Source organism: Mesorhizobium subarcticum (assembly GCF_055456085.1).
On the sequence record NZ_CM144237.1, the window covers coordinates 4,855,962 to 4,874,387 of the forward strand.

The window sequence follows — 18,426 nt, forward strand, 5'->3', positions numbered from 1 at the left end:
GGAGTGAGGCATGGCCAACGGTCATGACGACGCCAAGGACTGGGCCGACGTCAGGCGCTGGCGCAAGGCCGAGCGCGAGCGACTGATCGCGGCGCGTCTCGCAGTGCCGGCGGACGCACGCACCGCCATGTCGCAACGCATTGCCGAAGGCCTTGATGCGATCATCGGCGAGATCGCCGGCCGCATGGTGAGCCTCTACTGGCCGTTTAGGGGCGAGCCGGATTTGCGGCCATGGATGACATCCGTCAATGAACGCGGCGGCCGCACCGCACTGCCCATTGTCATCGAGAAAGGACAGCCGCTGATTTTCCGGGCCTACAAAGCGGGCGACCGGCTGGAAAAAGGTATCTGGAACATTCCGGTCCCAGCCGGGGGTGATTGGGTGTTGCCGGACATCGTCATCTCGCCGATCGTCGGCATTGACCCGGCAAACTACCGGCTGGGCTATGGCGGCGGCTTCTTCGATCGCACGCTGGCGGCCATGCCGTTCAAGCCGCTGGTCATCGGCGTCGGCTACGAACTGCAGCGCATCGCCACCATCTATCCGCAGCCGCATGACATTGCGATGGACCGAATTGTCACCGAGGCCTAAGAGCCTGTTTCGGAAAATTGCCCATATTTCCGCCGCGCAGCAGCGCAAATGTCACTCTGCGGAGGACCGTTTCGACATTCGCTCTAGGCGGATCCAACAGTGTGCGTCGCTCTTTAGGAGGAGGATACGATGCGATATCTCTGTAGAACTATCTTCGTTTTTTCGCTTTCATTAAGCATTGCAACTCCGGCTTTTGCGGGCGGCAAGTTGGTGTCCGGACCGCGCGTCGGGGATGAGGTCGATATTCTCAGCAGCTCTGGAATAGGCACGCGCCACGCGGTCATAAAAGTGAAACTTGACGAAGGAGACGAAAAGTACCTTACAGATCATATTGAAGGTGATTGTGTGAGCGGATGGTTCACAATGCTATATATTGGAATGGGTCGGCTTCGGTTCCTTGGCAAGCGGAAGCATCCTGCAGAATACGGTGCTAATTACCTCATAGTAAGCAGCAAATATGGCCCACTCAATGGGTCTACCGTCTCTAGTTATGGCGAGGCCCTTGAGCAATATAATGCCCTCTGCCCTGGCCGAGCAGATATGACGCTCGACCAATAAGCGGAGCCGTAAAGTTAAGCGGTCAAAATTGGGGTGCCGGATCGGCCTTTGGCGTTAAGCCATTTCCGGCTTCATACCCATCGCCGTGCGGTCGACGATCTCACGCAAGGCGAATGACGAATTAATCTTCGTTACATGCGGCATGGCCGACAGCCATTCCTTGTGGATGCGCTCATAGTCGACCAGGTCCTTCGCCGCGATGCGCAGGATATAATCGTATTCGCCCGACATCAGATGGCAGGACAGCACATTGGGGCAGCGCTTGATCGCCGCTTCGAAATCCGACAGCGTCTTCTCGAACTGGCCCGACAGCGATATATGCACGATCGCCGTCATCTGATGACCGAGCGCCGCATTGGAAAGCCGGGCGTGGTAGCCGCGAATGGTTCCGGATTTCTCGAGATTATCTAGCCGGCGCGAACAGGCCGATTGCGACAGGCCGACCTTTTCGGCAAGCGCCGCATTGGGTATCCGGCCATCCTTCTGCAAAGTCTCCAGAATGGCGATATCGATCCTGTCGAGCGGCATTTTTCGTGAATCCTGCTGATATTCTGCGATTTCGCGCAAGGATTATCGAAACAGGCCTTCCTGCGCAAGCGCATTCGCAAACACCTGCAGCCCGATTCATGGTTCACTTCACCTATACAGGGAGTGAGCCCAAAAGGGCCCGGATCAGGAGAAGAAAATGCGCGTCGGCTGCCCCAAGGAAATCAAGAACCACGAATACCGCGTCGGCCTTACGCCCGGCTCGGTGCGTGAATACGTTGCGCACGGCCACGAAGTGCTGGTCGAGACTGGCGCCGGTGCCGGCATCGGCGCCGATGACAATGCCTATCGCGCGGCCGGCGCCACTATCGCGAAAACCGCCGCCGACGTGTTCGCCAAGTCGGACATGATCGTCAAGGTCAAGGAGCCACAGCCCAACGAATGGGCACAGTTGCGCGACGGCCAGATTCTGTACACCTATCTTCATCTGGCTCCGGATCCGGAGCAGACCAAGGGCCTGCTCGCTTCCGGCGTCACCGCGATCGCCTACGAGACCGTGACCGACGACCGCGGCGGCCTGCCGCTGCTCGCGCCGATGTCGGAAGTCGCCGGCCGTCTGTCGATCCAGGCCGGCGCCACGGCGCTGCAGAAGGCCAATGGCGGCCGCGGTGTGCTGCTCGGCGGCGTGCCCGGCGTGCTGCCCGGCAAGGTCACCGTGCTCGGCGGCGGCGTTGTCGGCCTGCATGCGGCCCGCATGGCGGCCGGCCTTGGCGCCGACGTCACCATCATCGACCGTTCGATCCCGCGCCTGCGCCAGCTCGACGACCTCTTTGCCGGCCGTGTGCACACCCGTTATTCGACCGTCGAGGCGCTTGAGGAAGAATGCTTCTCGGCCGACATCGTCGTTGGCGCCGTGCTGATCCCCGGCGCTGCCGCACCCAAGCTCGTCACCCGCGAAATGCTGTCGGGCATGAAGAAGGGCTCGGTGCTGGTCGACGTCGCCATCGACCAAGGCGGCTGCTTCGAGACCTCGCATGCGACGACACACGCCGAGCCGACCTACGAAGTCGATGGCGTCATCCACTATTGCGTTGCCAACATGCCAGGCGCTGTGCCGGTCACCTCGGCCCATGCGCTCAACAACGCGACGCTGCACTACGGCCTGCAACTCGCCGACAAGGGCCTGAAGGCGCTAATCGACGACCACCACCTGCGCAACGGCCTCAACGTGCACAAGGGCAAGATCACCAACCGCGCGGTCGCAGACGCGCTCGGTTACGAGCTGGTCGAGCCGAAAGCAGTTCTCGCCGCCTGATCCAACTTACGAGTTTCCTCCCGTCAACCCGCCGGTTCATTCCGGCGGGTTTTTTGTTAGCCGGATCGGCCGCCGCAAGGCCCGTTTGTCGGGCATATTGATCGCCCAAGATGTGCAGCAAGGCACTTTGCCTATCATTGTTGCATTTTTGTCATTCCTAAATTAGTCGAGCCCCGCTAGAGACGTTTTGGGCTTATTGACTAAGGGGTATGGGGCTATGTTCGTTCGCGTTTCTGCGAAATCTTTTCTGTTGGGTGCTGTTTCTGCCGTGGCTTTGATGTCTGCTGCCCATGCGGCTGACATGGTTCAGCCAGTGGAAGCATCGGGGTTTAACTGGAGTGGCGCCTATATCGGCATTGGCGGCGGCTTTGGCTCCAGCGTACACAAGATCAGCGTAGACCCTCTGGTCGACTTCAACGGCCTTGGCGGCAATGGCGGTTTTGGCGAATTGACGGCCGGCTATGATTACATGGTCTCGGAACGTTTTCTGCTTGGCGGCTTCATCGACGGCAATTTCGGCAATATCGGCCCGTCGCTCAGCGTTCCAGGCGCCGATATCGACCTTACTGATTCCTACGGCTTCGAAGCTGGCGTGCGCGTTGGCTATCTACTGAACCCCAGCACGCTCGGCTATGTGCTTGGCGGTTACAGCTGGCAGCGTTTCAAGCTTGATGGTTCGGGCGGTCTCGATGGGCTCAGCTTCACCGAGAACCGCAGCGGCTATGTGCTCGGTGCCGGCATGGAAACCGTGTTGCGTGGAAACTGGACCCTCAAGACCGAATATCGCTATGCCAATTATGGCGACAAGTCGGTGCTTGATTTGGGCCCCACGTCGCTGAACCTCGAGCCGTCCACCCACACCTTCCACATCGCCGCGAACTATCGCTTTGGCGGTCAGAACGGCGGTGGCGCTCCCTTCTCGGCACCGGCATACAACTGGACCGGCTTCTATGTCGGTGGCGCGCTTGGCGCGGGCACCGCAGTACATGACCTTGGCGTCAACCTTGGCGGCGGGACTCTCGATCTCAATGGCATTGGCAGCGAAGGCGTGTTCGGTGAAGCCAGCGTTGGCTACGACTACGATTTCGGCAGCTGGGTTGCCGGTGTACAGCTTGATGGCAGCTATTCCGGAATTCGTTCGAAACTCGACATCCTTGGCGGATCGATCAAGCTCGACAACGATTACGGCTTCGATGCTCTGGCCCGCGTTGGCGCCAAGGTCAACGAATCGACCCTGGCCTATGTCATCGGCGGCTACAGCTACCAGCATTTCGACCTGAAGGCCTCGGATCCGATCGGCGACATAATCGACTGGGGCAAGAGCGGGTTCACGATCGGTGGCGGCCTCGAAACGGCAGTCTCCAGCAACATGACCGTGGGCATCGAATACCGCTATTCGCAGTTCGGCAAGAAGGACTTCTCGTCCGAATTCGGTGCGCCTGATGGTACGCTGACCGACAAGGCTTCGTTCCAGACCGTTCGCATCGGCGCCAAGTACAAGTTCAACTAAGCCCTCCAGGCAAAAAGTTTCGGCCCGTCGGCATTGCCGGCGGGCTTTTTTGATGTTCGGCAAATGGCTGAAAAGAGACAGGCAACAAAAAAGCGGAGCCAAAGCCCCGCTTCCTCGATATCGAGATTGCCGCCGGTTCATCCGCGGTCGGCCAATCGATCGACACTCGCCTTGTATCGCCTCTATGCGACGGGAGTACGACAGAACTCCTACCGGCAACCCCTCATGCGCGCTCGATACGGCATTGATAACAATTGTTGCGCGCCGAGCGGACATGCAGGTAGGCAATATCGTCGCGTTCGAACAGCGTCTCGGCCCGCGCAGCAATCGTCTCAGTCGAGATGACACCGCCGCTGCCATAGACGATGCGGTCATCCCTGCCATAGCCGCGCACAATGTAGTCCGGGCTTTCGAGAATCTCGGGAAGCGCCCCGGTCTCGTTGGCGCGGCCGCATTCCTCGGCATGCAGAAAAATCGGCCCGGTTTCAGCATAGGGCTGAAGGTCCGGAAATGGCCGGTAAGCCAAAATGAGATAGGCGTCGCCCGCGGCGATGTTCTTCAGACAGTGCCGGCAAGGCATGCCGTCACCGTCAGAAATCTTTCGCTCGGGCGTGTGGCCGTAGGCATCCGGGCCGCCGAACTGCAGGGCCCTGACATCCTGGGTCGGCAGTGCTTTGAACTGAATGGTCATGGTGAAATCTCCGGTGTGGCTGGCGGAAATTATTCACTCAGACCGAAACTTCCCACCCAATTCCTGCCAAGTGACGAAGGACCGATCGGCGTTCTACAATCGATCCTGACGCGCTTGGCTCGACTGAATGATCAATGATAGGCCGACTAATAAATTCATAGGAGCGCTTGCGTATCAGCGGATAAAATCGTCGAAGCGGCGCAGCGTTACGCGGCGATTCTGCCAGTTTTCGTTCTGCGTCGGCACGAGCAGAAACTCCTCCCCGTAGCCGACTGTCTCCAGTGCATAGCCGGGCACGCCGAATTCGCGCACCAGCGTGCGCTTCAGCGAAGCGGCGCGCTGTTCCGACAACACCTGGTTCGACTGGAAGGAGCCGACGGCGTCGGTATGCCCCTCGATCAGCACGCGGGCGCCGGGATCGCGACGCAGGATGCGCTGCAGCGCGTCTGCGATATTCTCGATCTTGTCGTATTGCGAACTGGAAATGGCGGCCGAGCCGAAGGCGAAATTGATCGACTGGATGTCGATGGAGCGCGCCATGCGGCGCAGATCCGGCCGGCGCTTGAATTCGCGGATGGTGACACGTTCGTTCGGCCGCAGCTTCACCCGCGGTGCTGCCTCGAGCTTGCGCTCGATCGTCGCGGCCGAAGGCGTTGTCGCCTGGGCTGCAGCAAGGCTCGGCGGGGCAATCGCTGCGATCAGCGCGGCGGCAAGTGTACGGCGGGTCAGCATGTCTCTTCTCCTTCGGCGTCAGCCGCATTGATGGTGCGGGCAACATGCCAAAGGCAGGCTGAAGCGGCGATGAACGACGGGTTCAGGATCCCCGGCTGGCGTCGGATTCCGGTTAAAATCAGGGCCGCATGACGCTGGCCGAGCGCTCGAGGAACGGCAGCGGATGTACAGTCTCTTTCTTTTGCGCCACCGGTGCAAAACCGAGCTTCTGGTAGAGCGGCAGAGCCGCCGGATGATCGAGCGTGCAGGTCTGCACCGTCACTCGCTTCGGCCCATACGACCATGCGGCGGCAATCGCCGAGCCGAGGAACCAGCGGCCGAGGCCCAGGCCAGTGGCATGTTCCATCATGCCGAAATAGGCGAGTTCCACTTCTTCCGGCAGATGCGGCTTGAGGTCAAAGAACCCTGCTGGCGCACCGTCGAGGTAGAGCACCCGGATGTCGCGGTCCTCGCGGTGGATGCCAGCCGAAAGCTCGTCGTCGTCCAGCCTCAGAACATTCACCCAATGCCATTTGCGGCCGACCCGGTCCATCAAATAGCGGTAGAAATGCAAGGGGATGTCCTTGGTCTTCAGCAGCGCGACCTGCCTGTTATAGGGCACCGGCGGCGTATAGGTGGGCGGCACATGCATCTCAAGAAATGTAACGGTGACTTCTATGTCTTCCAGCACGCCGTTTTGCATCGTGTTTATTCCTTGCCGGTCACGACAGGCGTGTCGGAGAGCCCGCCCCACTCGGTCCATGAGCCGTCATAGAGCCTGTTGTCGGTGTGGCCAAGCGTCTCCAGCGCCAGAGTGATCACCGCGGCGGTGACTCCGGAGCCGCAAGATGTGACGACGGACTTCGAGAGGTCAATGCCGGCCTCCTCGAACACCTTGCGCAAACGGTCCTTCGACAACAACACGCCGTTTTCCGACAGTGCGGAGTACGGCACATTGCGCGCGCCTGGCATGTGGCCGGAGCGGATACCCGCTCGGGGCTCTGGCTCAGCCCCAGTGAAGCGGCCCGGTCCACGGGCATCGGCGATCTGACTGGCGCTGGTATCGACGATCCGGCGCATGTCGGCAAGGCTGGCGACACGACCAGCGTCGAAATCGGCGTGAAACACGTTTGGCGCGATCTTCGTGGGTTCGGCCGTTACAGGCCGGCCGGCCGCCTTCCAGCCATCGAAACCACCGTCCAGTATGTAGACCTGAAAAACGCCCATGACACGAAACATCCACCATGCGCGAGGGGCCGAGAAGAAGCCCGGGCCGTCATAAACGACGATGGTATCATCGGCCGAAACGCCCATTGCACCGACATACTGGGCAAAATGCTGCGGTGACGGCAGCGTATGCGGCAAGGCGGCCTCCGGATCCGAAACTGCATCCTGATCCAGGAATCGCGCGCCTGGAATGTGGGCTGCTTCATACTCGGCGCGCGCGTCGCGTTTTTGCGCCGGCAGGTACCACGACGCATCTATGACCGTCAGACCAGGCTGGCCCAGGCGCTGCTGCAGCCAGTCCGCATCGACGGTGAAGGGACTGTCTTCGGCCATTTTGGTTCTCGCTATCTCGAGTGAAGCAAAGCGTTGCGTGTCAGGCCGCCGGCATCGGGCCAAAGCGGATGCGGAAGCGCCTGTTCTCACGGCCCTTCTTTTCGATCTTGCCGATGTGGATTTCACCGATTTCGCCGGTGCTTTTCACATGTGTGCCACCGCAGGGCTGGCTGTCGACCGCGCCATTCTCGCCGATGCAGACCAGGCGGATCCTGCCGGTGCCGACCGGCGGCCGGACATTCTTCGACTTCACCAAGCCAGGGTTCGCGGCGAGTTCCTCGTCACTGATCAGCCTGGTGAAAATCGGGTGATCGGCGTGCACCAGATCCATCAGGCTCGCCGTCACCTCCTCCTTGTTGAAGCTGGCGTCCGGAATGTCGAAATCGACACGGCTGTCATCCTCTGAAACGGAAGCACCGGTGATCGGGAACGGGCAGACGACCGTGAGCAGGTGGCAAGCCGCGTGCATGCGCATCAGCAGGTGCCGACGTTCCCAGTCGATGGCGAGTTTCACCCGCTCGCCAACCCCTGGCACTGCCTGCTCCGGCCCCGGTACGTGGATGATCTCGTCCTTGGTCTCACCCGTGATCGTGGCGGCAATGGCGATGCGGCTGCCATCGGCACGTTCGAGATAGCCGGTATCGCCGGGTTGGCCGCCCGACGTGGCGTAGAAGATGGTGCGGTCGAGAATGATGCCGTTGCGATCGTTGATGGCGACAACCGTGGCGTCGGTCGAGCTGAGATAGGCGTCATCGCGAAACAGCGCTTGCGTCTTGTGCGCCATCAAGCCACCTTTTCGAACGGCACCGAAATGGTGCTCTTCAGTTCCATCCAGCCCGGCACCGGCAAATTCTTCTCGCGCAGGAATTCCGGATTGAACAGCTTCGACTGGTAGCGCGTGCCGTAGTCGCAAAGAATGGTCACGATGGTGTGGCCGGGACCCAATTCCCTGGCCAGCCGGATCGCGCCGGCAATGTTGATGCCGGTCGAGCCGCCGACGCAAAGACCTTCTTCCTGGATCAGGTCGAAGACGATCGGCAATGCGTCCTCGTCCGTGATCTGGAAGGAGAAATCCGGGGTGAATCCTTCGAGATTTGCGGTAATGCGCCCCTGCCCGATGCCTTCGGTGATCGAACTGCCTTCGGCCTTCAATTCGCCGCTGGTGTAGAAATTGTAGAGTGACGCACCCAGCGGATCGGCGAGCGCTATCTTGACGTCCTTGCTCCTGGCCTTCAGTCCGAAAGCGACACCGGCAAGCGTGCCCCCGACCCAACCGCCGAGACGAAACCGTCGACCTTGCCACCCGTCTGGTTCCAGATTTCCTCGGCGGTGGTGCGGATATGGCCGTCGCGATTGGCGACATTGTCGAACTGGTTGGCCCAGATGGCACCATTCGGTTCGGTCCGCGCAAGTTGCTCAGCCAACCGCCCCGACAGCTTCACGTAGTTGTTGGGGTTTTTGTACGCCACAGCCGGCACCTCGATCAGCTCGGCGCCAAGCAGCCTGATCGTGTCCTTCTTCTCCTGGCTCTGCGTATCGGGAATGACGATGACGGTGCGGTATCCCAGCGCCTTGGCGACCAGCGTCAACCCGATGCCGGTGTTGCCGGCCGTGCCCTCGACGATGACGCCGCCCGGCTGCAACAGGCCACGCTGTTGGGCGTCGCGGATGATGAACAGGCCTGCGCGATCCTTGACCGACTGTCCCGGATTCATGAACTCGGCCTTGCCCAGTATCTCGCAGCCGGTTTCTTCGGACGCTTTGTTGAGGCGGATCAGAGGCGTGTTGCCGATCGCGTCGATCACAGAACGAGGCATTCAGGATTCCTTGTGTGCATGCGCCGAAACCCTAGAAACCCGACGCTTCGGTTTCAAGGCAAGAATTTGTCTGGTCCAGTCGCATTTCCAGCACAGCCGTGCATGGACACCCCCAAGACCGGGTGGATATCGCACAGTTCATTTGCACCTGGCGTCGAAAAGCACTCTTTTCATTCGATTCCTTCGTCGCTAGAGCAAGACACCAACAAGTGACAGGGCACAGCATGACACTCTATCGGGCCGATCCGAAACATGGCGTCGCCTGGGTCACGGGCGGCTCAAGCGGCATTGGCCGCTCGCTGGCCAGGGACCTAGCGTCCCAGGGCTATGCGGTGGCGGTGACGGCGCTCGACGACGATCCGATCGATACGCTCATCGTCGAGACCGCGCAGATGCCGGGCAGCGTCACGGCTTTTCCCTGCGACGTCAGCGACGAGCCGCGCATGGCAAGAACGGTTGCCGCGATCGAGAACGAACTCGGCCCGATCGTGCTCGCCATCTTCAATGCTGGAAACTACATTTCGACGCCTGGAGAGGCTCTCGTCGTCAAGGATTTTCGCCGCTCCTTCGAGGTCAATTATTTCGGCATCATCAACGGGTTGGTGCCGGTCGTGGAATATATGCGCGTTCGGTCGCGCGGCCATGTCGTGCTCGTTGGATCGGTCACCGCCTATTTCGGCTGGCCGACCACGGCCGCCTATGGCGGGACCAAGGCAGCGATCAACATCCTGGCCGAGTCGCTGAAGTACGATTTCGACAAGATGAACATCCGCGTCCAGGTGATAAACCCCGGTTTTGTCGACACGCCGCTGACCGAAAAGAACATGCTGCCGATGCCCGGCCTGATGCCGGTCAGCCGTGCGACGCGCCGTATGGTGAAAGGCATCAAGTCCGGTGGCTTCGAAGTCACCTTTCCATACCGGACAAGCTGGCCGCTGAAATTTCTCAGCCTGTTGCCCAGGCCGATGTGCAGAGGCGTGATCAGCTTGATGACCAGCTGGAAGGCGCGGCCGCTGCACTATGAGCGCAAGCCACCAGGCAAATAGTACGCCGCCGAATTGTTGTGTGCCGCGCACCGGCCGGCCGTTGCCTGATTGCGGCCGCCGCCATACGTTGAGATCATCTTGCGTGGAGTTTGCCATGGGGCGACGGATCGTGCTTGCTGTGCTGGGTCTCGTCACCATCCTTGCCCTGGCCTTCGTGCTTGGCCCACGCGTTCCCGTCGACACCACGATCCGCTTCGATCCCTCCGTCATCGGTGACGATCCGCAGGCCTATGTGGCCAAGGTGGAGGCCGCCGTGCCCGGCATCCGCGACGGGCTGGAGAAGGAGATCGTCTGGGCCGATCCGATGGTGCATGCCAGGACGCCGCTGTCGATCGTCTATATCCACGGCTTTTCCGCTTCGAAGGGCGAGGTCCGCCCCCTGCCCGACGATGTGGCCGACCAGCTCGACGCCAACCTGTTCTACACCCGCCTTACCGGACACGGGCAGGACGGCGCGGCGATGACGCAAGGCAGCGTCAATGCCTGGATCAACGACTATGAGGAGGCGCTCGCCATCGGCCGGGCAATCGGCGACAAGGTGATCGTCATCTCGACCTCGACCGGCGGTTCGCTGGCGGCATGGGCGGCAACACAGCCCGGCGCTTCGGATGGGGTGGCGGCCATTGCGTTCATCTCGCCCAATTTCGGCGTGAAGGCGTCCGGTGCCGAGATCCTGACCATGCCATGGGGCAAACGGATCGCCGAACTCGTTGCCGGCAAGGAACGCAGCTTCGTGCCGCGCAACGCACTGCACGAGAAATTCTGGACCCCAAAATATCCGATCGCCGCGACGATGCCGATGCAGGCGCTGACGGAACTTGCCTATGGCGCGCCAGTGGAGAAGGCGGATATCCCGGCCTTGTTCATCTTCTCGGACATGGACAAAGTGGTGCGGCCCGACCGCACGCGTGAGATCGCCGCCCGCTGGGGAGGCGCGCATGAGCTGGTCCCTATCGAAAGCTCTGGCGATCCCGACAATCACGTCATTGCCGGCGACGCGCTGTCGTCGTCGACCACGGCTTTCCTTGCACAACGGATTGCCGTCTGGATCGAGGCGGTGGCGAAGTGAGGTTCTCAGACGAAAAAGGGCGGCTGAAGCATCGCTTCAGCCGCCCTTTCTTTCAGTCACCGTCAGTCAGGCCGGACCGACTGGTCCGTCCCAACGGATGATGGGTCAAGCAGCGCGCGCTGCCGGACGCTTGCCGCCGAAGCGGCGCTTGTTGTTGCCCTTGAAGGCCGGCTTGGCGCCTTCCGGCTTGCGCTCACCGGCAAAGGCCGGCTTGTCGCCGAAGCGCTTCTTGCCAAAACCGTTGCCCTTGTTCTCGCCGCCCGGGCGCCTGCCATCGCGGCGACCGTTACGGTCGTTGCGATCATTGGCGGGCTCGAAGCGCTCGTTCTTTTCAGCCGGATTGCGCTGCGGATCGGGGCTGCCGAGATGGTCGGCAACGATCGGCAGCTTGGTGCGGATGATGCGCTCGACCTGGCGCAGCTTGCTGTTCTCGGAAGGATCGCAAAGCGTGATCGCGATGCCGTCCATACCGTTGCGGCCGGTACGGCCGATGCGGTGGACATAGCTTTCGGCTTCGTCCGGCAGATCGAAATTCACGACATGGCTGATGCCGGGGACGTCGATGCCGCGCGCGGCGATATCGGTCGCGACCAGAATGCGCACCGAGCCCTCACGGAAGTCGTTGAGCGCCTTCTGACGGGCGTTCTGCGACTTGTTGCCATGAATGACGGCGGCCTTGAAGCCGTCGCGCTCGAGGTCCTTGGTCACCCGGTCGGCGCCATGCTTGGTGCGCGAAAAGATGATGACGGACTTCATCGCCTCGTCGGCGAGCATGGTCGACAGAACCTGGCGCTTCTGCTTGGTGCGGGCGAAGACGACGCCCTGCACGATCTCGGCGGCCGCGGTGCTCTGCGGCGAGACTTCGATGCGCACGGGGTTCTTCAGGAGGCCCTTGGCCAGCTCGGCGATCTCGTCGGGCATGGTGGCCGAGAACAGCGCCGTCTGGCGATCAGGCGCGGTCGCCTTGGCAATGCGCTTGACGTCGTTGATGAAACCCATGTCGAGCATGCGGTCGCCCTCGTCCAGCACCAGCCATTTGGTGTCGGAGAGGATGAGGTCGCCCTCGCGCACCAGGTCGGTCAACCGGCCTGGCGTGGCAATGAGGATGTCGACGCCGGGAGCAACCTTCTTCACCTGGCTGAAGCGCGAGACGCCGCCCAGCACCAGAGCGGTCGAGACATGCTGGCCTTTTGCGAGGATCTTGATGGTGTCTTCGATCTGCACGGCGAGTTCGCGGGTCGGCGCCAGGATCAGCGCACGGGTCGTCTTGGCGCGCCGCTTGGTGCCGAGCGCGATGATCTTTGACAGAATCGGCAGTGCAAAGGCCGCGGTCTTGCCGGAACCCGTCTGCGCGATGCCGAAAATGTCACGGCCTTCCAGCTGCGGCGGGATCGCCTGCATCTGGATCGGTTTCGGTTCGGCGAAGCCGGCATTGTGGGTGGCCTTGAGCAGCGCACCCGTAATTCCCAGCGCCGCGAAACCGGTGAGTTCCGCGGTGTCGTTGCCGGGCAATGTGTTTTCGTTGGTCAAAATAGTCTTCTTTCACGCGGCTTCTTGGCCGCAAACATCGATGGCGGCAGGGCGCAACCTGCCGTCGAAAAATTTGATATGAAACGACAAGGCGGGCGGACGCTAACGTCCACTCGGCTGCGCTGTCGTGCCCGCAGGCATCATGCCACGGGGCTTTTTCACCGCCTTGCCAACCAATCGGGGGCCGATTTGCCGGAAAGAGGGAAAACAGACGCAACCAGTCTCATTTGTCGAGAAGGCCGGAATCTCCCGGCCCAAGCGCCTATGGGCTGCATATGGCTGAGTTCGCCCCGGAATGCAAGGGGCGTCATGCTGCAGCGCAGCAAAAACCGACCAAAGCCAACGCTTGCGCTCCCCGACGGGCATCATTACCACAAATGCAGCTTCCATCTGGGGACCGAACGATGAAGGACGTGCTGAAGGAACTCGAGCGGCGCCGCGAGATCGCCCGCATGGGTGGTGGTCAGGCGCGCATCGACGCCCAGCACAATAAGGGCAAGCTCACCGCGCGTGAACGCATCGAGGTTTTTCTCGATGAAGGCTCGTTCGAGGAATTCGACATGTATGTCGAGCATCGCTCGACTGATTTCGGCATGGAGAAAACCAAGATCGCCGGCGATGGCGTCGTCACCGGCTGGGGCACGGTCAACGGCCGCCCGGTCTATCTCTTCGCCAAGGACTTCACCGTGTTCGGCGGCTCGCTGTCGGAAGCCCATGCCGAAAAGGTCATCAAGGTTCAGGAAATGGCGCTGCGCAACCGCGCGCCGATCATCGGCCTCTACGATGCTGGCGGCGCGCGCATCCAGGAGGGCGTGGCAGCCCTTGGCGGCTATGCCGAGATCTTTCAGCGCAATGTGCTGGCCTCCGGCGTCATTCCGCAGATTTCGGTGATCATGGGTCCGTGCGCGGGCGGCGATGTCTATTCGCCTGCCATGACCGACTTCATCTTCATGGTGCGCGACACCTCCTACATGTTCGTCACCGGGCCGGATGTGGTGAAGACCGTCACCAACGAGACGGTCACGGCCGAGAGCCTCGGCGGGGCCTCCGTACACACGACGAAATCCTCGATCGCCGATGGCGCCTATGACAATGACGTCGAGGCGCTCTTGCAGATGCGCCGGCTGGTCGATCTCTTGCCCGCCTCCAACACATCAGAGCTTCCCGAGATCGAATGCTACCAGTCGGTAACCGACCATGATCTGTCGCTCGACCGGCTGATCCCCGACAACGCCAACAAACCCTATGACATCAAGGAACTGATCCTGAAGGTTGCCGATGAAGGCGACTTCTTCGAAATCCAGCAGAACTTCGCCAAAAACATCGTCACCGGCTTCGGGCGCGTCGAAGGCCGCACGGTCGGCTTCGTCGCCAACCAGCCGATGGTGCTGGCCGGCGTGCTCGATTCCGATGCCAGCCGTAAGGCGGCCCGCTTCGTGCGTTTCTGCGACTGTTTTTCGATCCCCATCGTCACCTTTGTCGATGTCCCCGGCTTCCTGCCCGGCACCGCGCAGGAATATGGCGGGCTGATCAAGCACGGCGCGAAATTGTTGTTCGCCTATGCCGAGGCGACCGTGCCGAAGATCACCGTTATCACCCGCAAAGCCTATGGCGGCGCCTATGACGTCATGGCCTCAAAACATCTGCGCGGCGACATGAACTATGCATGGCCCACTGCACAGATCGCGGTGATGGGAGCCAGGGGCGCGGTCGAGATCATCTACCGCAAGGACATTGGCGACGCGGAAAAGATCGCAGCCCATACAAAGGCTTACGAGGATCGCTTCCTGTCGCCTTTTGTCGCCGCCGAGCGCGGTTATGTCGATGAGGTGATCATGCCGCACTCGACCCGCCGCCGCATCGCGCGGGCGCTGCGCATGCTGCGCAACAAGGACATGCAGAACCCCTGGAAGAAGCACGACAACATCCCGTTGTAGTATTGACGGCCGAGTTGCCTACTCCTCCTCAGCAGCGCCGAACCCCGCTCCCGTGGTGGCGCTGGTAGCACTTGCCCATGGCGTTGCGTGGTTGTCGATGCGCATCTGGAAGATGAAATAGGTCGGCGAGCAGAAGCCGATGCCTTTCACTTTTGAAATGCCCGGCGTGTCCGGCGGCAGCGACTGGCACATATAGTCCTCGCGGCAGAAATGTTCGGCATCACAGGCCGGCCGGTTGCCGCGATTGACCGCGCCGCCGAGGCACTGGTCGAAATTGTTGGTGGCCACACAGATGTCGAATTTCTTGCCGCCGACGAGCCCACAGATCTCGTTCGGAATCGGTTTGCCGGCTTTGAAGGCTGCGAAGGACGGTCCTTGTCGTCGCACGCACGGTAGGCGATGCCGGCCGGCACGCCGATCTTCGGCGGCCGGCAGGTGTAGGCGGTGCGGGAGACATCCGGCGCGAACGCCGCGAACTGACCGGTGATGCTGTAGCGGTCGTTGAAGGGCTGCGCCGCATTGCTGGCGATAGACCCCGTCAGGCAGGGATGGCCGGAGAACATCTTTTCGCTGTCCTTGGGCAACAGACATTGCGCCAGCGCGGTATGCACGCCTGAAGCGGTCGCCAGCGGCGTGCAGACAGTGCCGCCGCCGCATTGCCAGGTCCCGCCGAAGCGGGCGGCATCTTGCGGCATCAGGCACGGCATCGCCATCCCGGCCGGTGCGTAGTTGATGTCGCCGGCATCGGTCCATGTGGCGGGCGGTGCGAAAGACAGCGGCCGGTAGCGGTTCGGCTCCTTGCCTTGTCCGGTTGCACGCAGCCAGGCTTCGCGCCGCAGGATTTCGGCGTGAAGATGCGGCGAGATGCCGACCTCGATGTGGTTCAAAGGCGACGTGGTCTTGTCGTCGAGGCCGATGAAATGAAAACCGGCGGTGGAACCTGCCTGATGACAGCCCTGGCAGGCGCCATTGTCCAGCCGCTCGACCAGCGCCTCCGGTGTGCCCACCAGTTTCAGCGCCGCATAGTCCAGACCAGCGAAATCCGTGGGCTTGAACAGCGGCGTGAACGGATGGTTGGCTTGTCTCGCGCTGCCGAAGGTCGACCACGAGATGACCTTCTTCGCCAGGAATTCGTCGGGGATTTCATAGACGCCGAGATCGACCGCCGTGACATTGGCGCTGACATAGTCGGCGAGCCTTTTCTTCAGCGCCGCATCGTCCGAGAGCCGCGCGGTATCCGGCGTGTTCTCCAGCGGTCTCTCGCTGACGGTGGCGCCATCGATGGCGAAGATGCGCATGAGGTAGGCGGCTTGCCCGCCGAATTCGGTCTCCTGGCCCGAAGGAAAGCGCACGACCTGCGCGTTGAGTTCAAGTTGCTTGAAGGTGAGCCCGGCTCTCTCCAGCGGTCCGCCGGTCAGCCAGCCGGCATCGACGGTCTCATCAAGCTGTGGCGTCCAGCGTCCGGCAACGCCGACGCAACCGCGATCGGCATCGGGCGCCACGCTGTAGACCGCATTGAAATTGAACGGCAGACGCGACGCCAGTTGCTTGCCGTTCTTCCGGAAACTGTAGGCCAGGCGGTAGATGAAACGGACCTCGCCGCAGCTCTTCTCACCCAGCACGACAGCAAAATCGCGACGGTCGATCCGGTTGACGACGCCGACCAGCCGGAAGCGTGCCGCATCGGTCTTCAGCCAGCGCATGTCCATGACGCGGCCGACATTGCCGTCGGTCACTTCGTAGAGCGTGCGCCCGCCGGCCTTCATCTCGGCGCGCAGCGTGGCAATGTCTGATGCCACGGTATCGACGATCGCATGATAGGCTGGCGCCTTCTCATAGAGGGTTTTCAAATCGCCCTCGCCCGCCGCGCCAAACAGTGCGGCGAAGCCGTAGCCCTTGGCATCGAGGGTGGCGAGCACCGCTGGGTCATCGACGATCGTCACCGGCTGCCCAGCGCGCACGCCATTCGACGCGAACAGCGCGATGATGGCCGCAACGGCGAGCGCGAACCAATTCATCCGATAGGCACTTTCTGCCTTGCTTCGACCAGTTCTCGTAGCACCGGCACCAGCGCCAGCGGCAGGTCCTCGGCAATCAGCCCCGGGCCGGACCGGCTGCCGGCTTCGGCATGGATCCATACCGCAGCGCAAGCCGCCTCGAACGCCGGCATGCCTTGCGCCAGCAGCCCTGCGGTGATGCCGGACAACACGTCACCTGATCCTGCGGTGGCAAGCCAGGCCGCGCCATTGGCGTTGATCGCCCCCCGGCCGTTCGGCGCTGCGATCACCGTGTCGGCGCCCTTATAGACAATAATGGTATTGGCACGTGCGGCCGCCGCACGCGCCTTGTACAGCTTGGACGAGGCGATGTCGCCCGCGATGTCGGGAAACAGCCTGGCGAATTCTCCTTCATGCGGCGTCATCACCAGGGCTGGCGCGTCTTGCCGATGCGCGGCTTCGAACAAGACACCTGGCGCCTCGCGAAACGCGGTGATCGCGTCGGCGTCGAATACAAGGCCATCGATCCGTGCGGAAGCATCCTGTGGCTGGCCGGAGGCAAGGAGCGCGAGCGCGAAGGTCCGCGTTTTCTCACCAACACCAAAGCCAGGCCCGAGGACAAAGGCAGAAGGCCGGCGTTCGCCGATGAACGCCTCTATGTCCGCGACGTCATCGGCCTTGCGCAGCATGATCGAGGTCAGGTGGGCGGCATTGACCTGCATGGCGTTGCCGGGAGACAGCACGGTCACCGCCCCTGCCCCGCTGCGGGCTGCGGCGAGTGCCGACAGGCGCGCCGCGCCGGTGGCGCTCGGCCCGCCGGAAAAGATCCCGACATGGCCACGCTTGTATTTGTGCGCGTCGACAGCCGGCACTGGGAAACCGTGCAGCCAGTTTGCCGGCTTGTTCTCTGACGTCCGGGGTTGGAGGCGTGCAATGATGTCGTCGCCGATGCCGATATCGGCGAGCACGATCTCGCCGCATCGCTCCCGGCCCGGCAACAGCAAGTGACCGGGTTTCTTGCGCGCAAAGGTTACGGTGGTGTCGGCGCGAAATGCCTTGCCGAGCACTTTGCCGCTGTCACCAGAAACACCGGAAGGCAGGTCGACCGCGACAACGGCTAAATGCCGGTCGGTAGCGATATCGACCGCCCTGGCGGCATCGCCGGACATCGGCTTGGACAAACCTGCCCCATAAAGCGCGTCGACGACGATGGAGCCAGCTTCGGCGACAAATGCCGACAATGGCCGCGGTTTGATCGGACATTCCGCCGCGGCGAGAGCCGCATCGCTTTCCCGCCTCGGCGTGCCGCTTGCCCAGACCGTCGTGGCAACGCCACTGTCGGCCAAGATGCGGGCCACGACATAGCCATCGCCGCCATTGTTGCCGGGGCCACACAGTACGTGGACGCGCATCGCTGTGGGATAGCGCGCCAGCACCACGTCCGCGACCGCCTCTCCGGCACGGCGCATCAGGCCGATCCCGTCGAACGCGCCGCCGGCAATCGTCAGCCGGTCCGCCTCGCTCATTTCGGCGGGAGAAAGAAGTTCGTTGCTCATGGATTGCCGATCCGCATTCGATCAAGCATTGTCCAGTTTGTGGTTCGAAGC

The 18,426-nt window shown here is 61.8% G+C and carries 16 protein-coding genes and 1 pseudogene; 6 read left to right on the plus strand and 11 right to left on the minus strand.

Translation table 11 applies throughout. The annotated features are described in order from the left end of the window. Nucleotides 1–10 precede the first annotated feature (10 nt). Nucleotides 11–592 carry a 5-formyltetrahydrofolate cyclo-ligase gene (locus ACZYHG_RS23585; RefSeq protein ID WP_464610611.1) on the plus strand — a complete coding sequence of 194 codons (582 nt, stop codon included), beginning with the start codon at nt 11–13 and terminating at the stop codon, nt 590–592. 612 nt (nt 593–1,204) lie between these two features. On the opposite strand, the gene ACZYHG_RS23590 is transcribed toward ACZYHG_RS23585, so the two are convergent. After that, on the minus strand, nt 1,205–1,678 hold the full coding sequence (locus ACZYHG_RS23590; protein ID WP_010909317.1) for an Lrp/AsnC family transcriptional regulator: 474 nt from the start codon (nt 1,676–1,678) through the stop codon (nt 1,205–1,207). Nucleotides 1,679–1,835: 157 nt separating this feature from the next. On the opposite strand from ACZYHG_RS23590, the gene ald reads away from it, so the two are divergent. Together ald and ACZYHG_RS23600 are read left to right on the plus strand one after the other, a co-directional pair. Further along, a complete protein-coding gene (ald, locus tag ACZYHG_RS23595; protein ID WP_464610612.1) occupies nt 1,836–2,951 on the plus strand; it encodes an alanine dehydrogenase in 1,116 nt (371 codons plus the stop codon). A gap of 217 nt (nt 2,952–3,168) precedes the next feature. Further along, nucleotides 3,169–4,461, plus strand: a complete 1,293-nt coding sequence (locus tag ACZYHG_RS23600; RefSeq protein ID WP_464610613.1) for an outer membrane protein — start codon at nt 3,169–3,171, stop codon at nt 4,459–4,461. A 223-nt stretch (nt 4,462–4,684) separates the two neighbouring features. Here ACZYHG_RS23600 and ACZYHG_RS23605 read toward each other — a convergent pair whose 3' ends face one another. The 6 genes and pseudogenes from ACZYHG_RS23605 to ACZYHG_RS23630 all read right to left on the minus strand — a co-directional run bounded on the left by ACZYHG_RS23605 (nt 4,685) and on the right by ACZYHG_RS23630 (nt 9,240). Beyond that, nucleotides 4,685–5,152, minus strand: a complete 468-nt coding sequence (locus ACZYHG_RS23605) for a DUF1203 domain-containing protein (RefSeq protein WP_464610614.1) — start codon at nt 5,150–5,152, stop codon at nt 4,685–4,687. 174 nt (nt 5,153–5,326) lie between these two features. Then, nucleotides 5,327–5,884 (minus strand): OmpA family protein, encoded by a 558-nt coding sequence (locus ACZYHG_RS23610; RefSeq protein ID WP_464610615.1) that lies wholly within the window; start codon nt 5,882–5,884, stop codon nt 5,327–5,329. 118 nt (nt 5,885–6,002) lie between these two features. Then, nucleotides 6,003–6,566 (minus strand): GNAT family N-acetyltransferase, encoded by a 564-nt coding sequence (locus ACZYHG_RS23615; protein WP_027056977.1) that lies wholly within the window; start codon nt 6,564–6,566, stop codon nt 6,003–6,005. A gap of 5 nt (nt 6,567–6,571) precedes the next feature. Beyond that, on the minus strand, nt 6,572–7,423 hold the full coding sequence (gene sseA / locus ACZYHG_RS23620; RefSeq protein ID WP_464610616.1) for a 3-mercaptopyruvate sulfurtransferase: 852 nt from the start codon (nt 7,421–7,423) through the stop codon (nt 6,572–6,574). Nucleotides 7,424–7,463: 40 nt separating this feature from the next. Further along, a complete protein-coding gene (locus ACZYHG_RS23625) occupies nt 7,464–8,207 on the minus strand; it encodes an alanyl-tRNA editing protein (RefSeq protein WP_464610617.1) in 744 nt (247 codons plus the stop codon). After that, nucleotides 8,207–9,240: pseudogene (locus ACZYHG_RS23630) on the minus strand (cysteine synthase A). Before ACZYHG_RS23630 ends, ACZYHG_RS23625 begins: the two are co-directional and overlap by 1 nt. Before the next feature lie 224 nt (nt 9,241–9,464). Between ACZYHG_RS23630 and ACZYHG_RS23635 the strand changes: the two are divergent. Beyond that, nucleotides 9,465–10,286, plus strand: coding sequence for an SDR family oxidoreductase (locus tag ACZYHG_RS23635; RefSeq protein ID WP_464610618.1), 822 nt, complete (start codon nt 9,465–9,467; stop codon nt 10,284–10,286). Between the two features lie 94 nt (nt 10,287–10,380). Then, nucleotides 10,381–11,355 (plus strand): alpha/beta hydrolase, encoded by a 975-nt coding sequence (locus tag ACZYHG_RS23640; protein WP_464610619.1) that lies wholly within the window; start codon nt 10,381–10,383, stop codon nt 11,353–11,355. A gap of 105 nt (nt 11,356–11,460) precedes the next feature. Here the strand turns inward: ACZYHG_RS23640 and ACZYHG_RS23645 are convergent, their stop codons facing one another. After that, nucleotides 11,461–12,885 (minus strand): DEAD/DEAH box helicase, encoded by a 1,425-nt coding sequence (locus ACZYHG_RS23645; RefSeq protein WP_464610620.1) that lies wholly within the window; start codon nt 12,883–12,885, stop codon nt 11,461–11,463. A 404-nt stretch (nt 12,886–13,289) separates the two neighbouring features. On the opposite strand from ACZYHG_RS23645, the gene ACZYHG_RS23650 reads away from it, so the two are divergent. Next, the gene (locus ACZYHG_RS23650) at nt 13,290–14,822 is read left to right on the plus strand and encodes an acyl-CoA carboxylase subunit beta (protein WP_464610621.1); all 1,533 of its coding nucleotides are present in this window, start codon (nt 13,290–13,292) and stop codon (nt 14,820–14,822) included. Nucleotides 14,823–14,840: 18 nt separating this feature from the next. On the opposite strand, the gene ACZYHG_RS23655 is transcribed toward ACZYHG_RS23650, so the two are convergent. Genes ACZYHG_RS23655 through ACZYHG_RS23665 form a run of 3 tightly spaced genes read right to left on the minus strand, consistent with a single transcriptional unit; the run spans nt 14,841 to nt 18,375 of the window. Then, a complete protein-coding gene (locus tag ACZYHG_RS23655) occupies nt 14,841–14,972 on the minus strand; it encodes a hypothetical protein (protein ID WP_464610622.1) in 132 nt (43 codons plus the stop codon). Then, on the minus strand, nt 14,969–16,840 hold the full coding sequence (locus ACZYHG_RS23660) for a hypothetical protein (protein ID WP_464610623.1): 1,872 nt from the start codon (nt 16,838–16,840) through the stop codon (nt 14,969–14,971). Before ACZYHG_RS23660 ends, ACZYHG_RS23655 begins: the two co-directional genes overlap by 4 nt. After that, nucleotides 16,837–18,375: an NAD(P)H-hydrate dehydratase gene (locus tag ACZYHG_RS23665; protein ID WP_464610624.1), complete on the minus strand. Its 1,539-nt coding sequence runs from the start codon at nt 18,373–18,375 to the stop codon at nt 16,837–16,839. The genes ACZYHG_RS23660 and ACZYHG_RS23665 overlap by 4 nt, the downstream gene beginning before the upstream one ends. Between the last annotated feature and the right edge of the window lie 51 nt (nt 18,376–18,426).